Annotated in this window: 5 protein-coding genes; 4 read left to right on the plus strand and 1 reads right to left on the minus strand. The window is 55.5% G+C overall.

The genetic code is table 11. The features are described from left to right. Positions 1 to 151 precede the first annotated feature (151 nt). The gene (locus ACXJ5O_RS17130) at positions 152 to 490 is read right to left on the minus strand and encodes an acyl-CoA thioesterase (protein WP_112530761.1); all 339 of its coding nucleotides are present in this window, start codon (positions 488 to 490) and stop codon (positions 152 to 154) included. 223 nt (positions 491 to 713) lie between these two features. Between ACXJ5O_RS17130 and ACXJ5O_RS17135 the strand changes: the two genes are divergently transcribed. The 4 genes from ACXJ5O_RS17135 to uvrB all read left to right on the plus strand — a co-directional run. Then, positions 714 to 1,910 carry a mandelate racemase/muconate lactonizing enzyme family protein gene (locus ACXJ5O_RS17135; RefSeq protein ID WP_457300935.1) on the plus strand — a complete coding sequence of 399 codons (1,197 nt, stop codon included), beginning with the start codon at positions 714 to 716 and terminating at the stop codon, positions 1,908 to 1,910. A 119-nt stretch (positions 1,911 to 2,029) separates the two neighbouring features. After that, positions 2,030 to 2,404 carry a SemiSWEET family sugar transporter gene (locus ACXJ5O_RS17140; RefSeq protein WP_457300936.1) on the plus strand — a complete coding sequence of 125 codons (375 nt, stop codon included), beginning with the start codon at positions 2,030 to 2,032 and terminating at the stop codon, positions 2,402 to 2,404. Next, positions 2,405 to 3,313, plus strand: coding sequence for an HNH endonuclease (locus ACXJ5O_RS17145; protein ID WP_457300937.1), 909 nt, complete (start codon positions 2,405 to 2,407; stop codon positions 3,311 to 3,313). Positions 3,314 to 3,416: 103 nt separating this feature from the next. Continuing rightward, positions 3,417 to 5,658, plus strand: a 2,242-nt coding sequence (gene uvrB, locus ACXJ5O_RS17150) for an excinuclease ABC subunit UvrB (RefSeq protein ID WP_457300938.1), incomplete at its 3' end; no start/stop codon positions are given.

Genomic DNA, 5,658 nt, shown 5'->3' on the forward strand with positions numbered 1-5,658 from the left:
GCGCTACCGGTCTGAAAATCGAGTATCCGTTGACGGACGAGCCTTTCGGGCAACGCCGTTTCGGGTTTCATGATCCCTCCGGCCTGTGGATCGACGTGGTCGAACAGATCGAATCAGAGGCCGGTTTCTGGGACAAATATATGATCGGCGGCTAGCGCTCGCCCGGCACTGGCGTCGGGTTGCCCTCCTTGTCGAGGGCAACCATCACGAAATCGGCGTGCGTAACGCGTTCCATCAGATCCGAGAGGTAGCGTTGTGCCCAGGCCTCGACCTTTAACGTAATCGAAGTGCGTCCGACGCGGTCTATATGTGTATAGACGCACAATGTGTCGCCGATCTTGACCGGTTTTGCGAAGGCCATTTCCTTGACCGCGGCGGTCACCACCCTGCCCCTTGCTCGTTCAGCAGCCCTGATACCGCAGGACAAATCCATCTGTGCCATGACCCAGCCGCCGAAAATGTCCCCCGCTGCGTTCGCATCGGCCGGCATCGCCAGTGTACGCAGCGTCAATTCGCCGATAGGTTTGGTTTGTTCGCTCAACTGCTGTCTCCATCGATCAATGCGGATTTGCAGCATGATGCTTTGCAGCGGCAGATTTGGAAAGGGCCCGATACAAGAACTGTCGGAAACCCGACAGTGCGGGTCGCTGCGTGGTTTCGGCATGGCACGAAGTGTGGCCTAGTCTGATCGATAGTGAGCATCCGGAGGGATCATGAAAATCACAGATGTCAAAACCTTCGTGGTTGGCAATCCGCCGCCTTCTTTCGGTGGGACATGGTTTCTCTTCGTCAAACTCACCACCGATTCAGGTGTAGTCGGCTATGGCGAGGCTTACAATTCGACCATCAGCCCGCAAGTCATGCGTAGGGTCGTCGAAGACGTAGCCGAGCGCTGGCTTATCGGCGAGGACCCTCACCATATCGAGCGGTTCTTTCGCCGCGCCTATTCCAGCGGCTTTACCCAGCGCCCCGATGTGACGATCATGGGCGCGGTGTCGGCGCTTGAAATGGCCTGCTGGGATATCATCGGCAAGGAAGCCGACAAGCCGGTGTACGAACTGCTCGGTGGCAAGGTGCATGAACGGCTGCGCAGCTACACCTACATCTATCCCAAGCCGGAACTGGGTGAGACGTCGGCCATTTACTGGGACGCCGAAGCCTCTGCCGAGCGGGCGGCAGAATACGTCGCGCAAGGCTATACGGCGGTGAAGTTCGATCCGGTCGCCCCTTATACGTCGTTCGACCCGCGTCAACTGTCGCTGGAACAGCTTGATCTTGGTGAGAAATTCGCGCGGCTGGTTCGTGAAGCCGTCGGTTCCAAGGCTGATCTTTTATTCGGAACTCATGGTCAGATGACCCCAACCAGCGCTGTCCGGCTGGCAAAACGTCTGGAACCGTATGATCCCCTATGGCTGGAAGAGCCAGTACCGCCGGATATGCCGGAGAATATGGGCTATGTGCAGCAGCATACGTCGATCCCGATTGCTTCCGGTGAGCGCCTGACAACGAAGTATGAGTTTCAGCGCCTGCTGGTGAACCAGGCTGCAAACATCCTGCAAATGAATCTTGGCCGCGTCGGCGGCATACTGGAAGCAAAGAAGATCGCCGGGATGGCAGAAACTTTCCACGCCCAGATCGCGCCGCACCTCTATTGCGGCCCGATCGTCGGTGCCGCCAACATTCAGATATCAACCTGCAGCCCGAACTTTCTTATTCTCGAATGTATCCAGGCTTTCGGCGGCTTCCACGCCGATATTCTGAAGAAACCGATTCAATGGGAAGACGGATATGTCGTTCCGTCGTCGGAACCGGGCCTCGGCGTGGAGCTGGATGAAAAGGTGGCGGCGGCCCATGCCTATGAAGGCCACGAACTGCATCTCAACATGGGGCGCGATCCATTGATCGTATAATCGCGTATGCGGTGCGAATATTTATGTGAAACGATCGCCTCGGAACATGATTCCGCTATATTTCTCAAGCGAATATCGCCAATTATAGATTTAGATCCATTCCTCTGAAAGTTTCACCCGTGCCAATCTACATCGAGCTTGTTGGTAGCCTTGCTGCCGCGATCACTACACTGTGCTGGATCCCCCAGATCATCAAAATTGTCCGGCACCGCCAGACGGACAGCATTTCTCTCGTCACCAACGTTTCTCTCCCTCGGAGTCCTGCTCTGGCTGTTTTACGGAGTGATGATCAGTTCCTGGCCGGTCATGGCAGCAAATGGTGTAACCCTCTTGCTTATTCTCACAATTCTCGGGCTGAAGCTCCGCTACGGCTGAGAGGTTGCCATTTCAGATTGAGCAAGACGCCCGAAAATACAATTTCGGATGCGTTTCGCTTACTGCACGATATCGCCATGTTGAACAAACCACGGTTTCAACAGGCAAATCCCGGCTAAATGCACGCAATATTTCAAATCAAGCTGACAGATGAGGAAGCTGCCCCCGGAGGCCACGACAGGCGCTACCGTTTCCGCGACAAGTATCTCAAGATTGTTCGCGACGCACTGGACGACTGGATCATATACTACCAACCCGCACCTCGCGCAGGTACGCGTGTCATAGGGTCGACGGGATATTTCGCGACTGCGCGCGTCACTTCCGTCCATCCGCTGGCGGGTCGCCCGGGATATTCCGAAGCATCGCTTGAACAATATCTCGAACTTGAAGAGACGGTGCCGTTCAGCGTCCCTGGTTTCCAGCTCGACAAGAAATTCTATTTCGAAAAGAGCATGGTGCAGTCGGATGGCAGGATGAATTCGCATACGATCCAGCAGCAAGTTCGCGCGCTCTCCAATGAAGAATATAAAAAATTCGAGAGAACTGGCTTCAACTGGAGCGAAGAAGAAGAGCAGCTAGTGGGAACGGCTTCCTATGGTTTTGCCGAGGACCCACCGGAATCCGTCGAGCGCGACCGTATCCTGACATCCCGCACCTTCCGTGACCGCGTATTTCGGCAGCTGGTCAGCAAAGCCTACAATATGAGATGTGCAATGACGGGCATATCGATGCAGGCACCTGACGGCAGTTGTGAAATCGAATGCGCTCATATCCGACCGGTTAAACATTTCGGTCCAGACTCCATCAACAACGGCATTGCGCTTCTCCAATCGATTCACTGGATGTTCGACAATGGGCTTATTTCCATAGGCCCGGACTATGAAATTCTGAAATCGTCCCACTGTAATGAGCCCAAAATCGCCGGCCTAATCAACGAATCAGGAAAGATTACTCTTCCCAAAAATAGCAGCCATTCTCCCCATCCGGAATTTCTGCGCTACCATCGCGAGCATATATTCCTCCCATAAATTTGCATTGCTCATGACAGCCTGCTGTCAGGAGAAATTTGGAAAATCCAGTTTTCATCACTCGGGTCTTTCCATTTTGCCGGACTCCCACCATATTCAACCTATGGTTAAATCTCCTGACAGATATAACGCCGACGGTTTCGGCGAAGCGCCCCAACCTGAGCTGGAAGGCACTCCGCTTTCCGGTTCCGTCAGCGATTGGGCAAAGCAGATCACCGATGAGACCGAGAAAGCTCCGCCGAAGGCAGTCAAGGCAAAGAAGCCGGCAAGCAAAGAGTCCAGCGCGTCGCGTACGTCTCGTGGGACGTCGATTGGGGGATCGACCGATCCCAAGACGCGCGCTGCTGCGGGCCTCAACCCCGTGGCAGGACTGGATATCAATCTGGAAGACGCAGCCGGCATCATGCCTGGAGGCGCAACGGCTACCGTGGCTGCGCTATCCGCCCTGATCGAAAGCGGCAATCCGCTTTTCAAAAATGGTACCGCGTGGCAACCGCACCGCCCAGCCCGCCCGGATAAATCCGAAGGTGGCATCGCCATTCGGATGGAAACAGAGTTCACGCCATCTGGAGATCAGCCGACTGCTATCAAGGATCTGGTTTCCGGCGTCAAAGACCATGATCAGACTCAGGTTTTGCTTGGTGTCACGGGTTCCGGCAAGACCTTCACCATGGCGAAAGTCATTGAGGAAACACAACGTCCGGCGCTGATCCTGGCACCCAACAAGACCTTGGCCGCTCAGCTTTACGGTGAGTTCAAATCGTTCTTCCCGAACAACGCGGTCGAGTATTTCGTTTCCTATTACGACTATTACCAGCCGGAAGCCTATGTGCCGCGCTCCGACACCTATATCGAGAAGGAATCCTCGATCAACGAGCAGATCGACCGGATGCGCCACTCCGCTACCCGCTCGCTGCTTGAACGCGACGATGTGATCATCGTCGCCTCGGTGTCGTGCATCTACGGTATCGGCTCGGTCGAAACCTATACGGCGATGACCTTCGAGATGAAGATCGGCGACCGTCTGGACCAACGAGCGCTGCTCGCAGATCTCGTCGCGCAGCAGTATAAACGGCGCGACATGGATTTTACTCGAGGCTCATTCCGTGTGCGTGGCGATACGATCGAACTTTTTCCTGCCCACTTGGAGGATCGCGCCTGGCGCATTTCCATGTTCGGCGATGAGATCGAGGCAATTACCGAGTTCGACCCGCTTACCGGTCAAAAAACCGGCGACCTGCGTTCGGTCAAGATTTACGCAAACTCGCACTATGTGACGCCGCGCCCGACGCTCAATCAGGCGATAAAATCCATCAAGGAAGAACTCAAACACCGTCTGGTGGAGTTGAATGCAGCCGGCCGCCTGCTAGAAGCACAGCGGCTTGAGCAACGTTGTACTTTTGACGTGGAAATGTTGGAGGCAACCGGCTCTTGCGCCGGTATTGAAAACTATTCGCGCTACCTGACCGGTCGCAAGCCTGGGGAGCCGCCGCCCACGCTGTTCGAGTATATTCCTGACAACGCCTTGGTTTTCATCGATGAGAGCCATGTAACGGTTCCGCAGATCGGTGCGATGTACAAAGGCGATTTTCGGCGCAAGGCAACGCTGGCCGAGTACGGCTTCCGCCTGCCCTCGTGCATGGACAATCGCCCGTTGCGGTTTGAGGAATGGGACGCCATGCGTCCACAGACCGTTGCGGTTTCGGCGACACCCAGCAAATGGGAGATGGAAGAATCCGGCGGCGTCTTCGCCGAGCAGGTCATTCGCCCAACCGGGCTTATCGATCCGCCGGTCGAAGTCCGTCCTGCCAAATCCCAGGTGGACGACGTTCTTGGGGAAATTCGTGAAACGTCGGCGAAGGGCTACCGCACGCTTGTAACGGTCCTCACCAAGCGTATGGCCGAAGATCTGACAGAGTATCTGCACGAACAGGGTATCCGCGTCCGCTATATGCACTCCGACATCGACACGCTGGAGCGTATCGAGATTTTGCGCGATTTGCGTCTTGGGACATTTGACGTGCTCGTCGGCATCAACCTGCTTCGCGAGGGTCTCGACATTCCAGAATGCGGCTTTGTCGCCATTCTCGATGCGGACAAGGAAGGCTTTTTGCGCTCGGAAACCTCGTTAATCCAGACGATCGGGCGTGCCGCGCGCAACATTGACGGCAAGGTCATTCTCTATGCCGACCATGTCACCGGCTCGATGGAGCGGGCGATGGCGGAAACCAATCGCCGCCGCGAGAAGCAGGAAGCCTATAACACCGAGCACGGCATTACGCMTGCCAGCATCAAGAAAAATATCGGCGACATCCTCAACAGTGTCTACGAGCGCGACCACGTTC

The organism is Phyllobacterium sp. P5_D12 (assembly GCF_054049495.1).

Coding starts and splice junctions, on each gene's coding strand:
- ACXJ5O_RS17130 (WP_112530761.1), bottom strand. CDS start 490: ATGCCGGCCGATGCGAACGCAGCGGGGGACATTTTCGGCGGCTGGGTC.
- ACXJ5O_RS17135 (WP_457300935.1), top strand. CDS start 714: ATGAAAATCACAGATGTCAAAACCTTCGTGGTTGGCAATCCGCCGCCT.
- ACXJ5O_RS17145 (WP_457300937.1), top strand. CDS start 2,405: ATGCACGCAATATTTCAAATCAAGCTGACAGATGAGGAAGCTGCCCCC.